A 1,047-nucleotide genomic window follows, 5' to 3' on the forward strand; every position below is an offset into this window, starting at 1 on the left:
CGCGACCTTGCCCATCGAGCCCAATAACCCTGCCTGACGCAACCGGCTACCAAACAGCCAGGACGTGTACTGAGTGCCCCGGTCCGAATGGACAATGGTGTCAATGGGTTTGCGGTGCGCCCGGGCCATGTCCAACGCGTCGATGACCAGCTCAGTACGCAGATGGTCCGCGATCGACCAGCCCACCACCCGGCGGGAAAACACATCCAGCACCACCGCGCAGTACACCCACCCGGTACCAGTGCGGTGCTGGGTAATGTCAGTGACCCACAACCGGTCCGGCCGCTCGGCCACGAACTGCCGGTTCACGTGATCGGGCCAACTCGCCGCATCCCGCGGGCCACCGTTGCGCCATCGGCGCCGATGGACCCCCGCCAACTGATGGGTGGCCATCAATCGAGCCACCCGCCGCCGCGACACCGCATGCTCATGCCCGCCCAGGCACAGTTCGGCGTGCACCCGACGCACCCCATAGGTGCCACGGGAACGAGCATGGATATCGATGATCGTGTCCAACGCGTACGCATCCCCTAGGTCACGATCACTAGGTGGCCGGCCACGAACCCAGTCGTAGTAGCTCGAGGGTGACACGTTCAACGCCCGGCACGCCGCCGCGACCGTCACGCGCTCCGACACATCCGACCCGGGAACCTGCACGATCAGCCCGGCCAGCGCGGCCACCGCCGGGCACCTCATTTTGGGAGGACGTTCTCCTGCGCGAAATAGGCACTGGCCCGCTTCAAGATCTCGATCTCCACTGCCTGACGCCGGTTCTCCCGACGCAACCGCACCAACTCGGCCCGCTCGTCCCTCGACAAGCCCGGCTTGTTCCCCGAATCGACGTCGGCCTGCTGCAGCCACCGCCGCAAACACGACTCGCTCACACCCAGATCCTTCGCGATCTGCGCGATCGGCTTGGCTCGTTCCCGAGCAAGCTCGACCGCCCGCTGACGAAACTCCGGGGACTTCGGTGCTGGCATCACAAGACTCCTCTCCCGAGACGATCATCGCCTCAGATCAGATGTCCGGGAAAGTGGGTACAGGTCA

Annotated in this window: 2 protein-coding genes; both read right to left on the reverse strand. The window is 65.1% G+C overall.

Translation table 11 applies throughout. From position 1 onward, the window contains the following. Positions 1 to 681: IS3 family transposase (locus AZH51_RS07910; protein WP_291523035.1), on the reverse strand; the 681-nt coding region annotated here is incomplete at its 3' end. Positions 682 to 692: 11 nt separating this feature from the next. Then, positions 693 to 980, reverse strand: a complete 288-nt coding sequence (locus AZH51_RS07915; RefSeq protein ID WP_291523037.1) for a transposase — start codon at positions 978 to 980, stop codon at positions 693 to 695. Positions 981 to 1,047 lie beyond the last annotated feature (67 nt).

This window comes from Branchiibius sp. NY16-3462-2 (assembly GCF_001594145.1).
Taxonomy (GTDB): Bacteria; Actinomycetota; Actinomycetes; order Actinomycetales; family Dermatophilaceae; genus Branchiibius.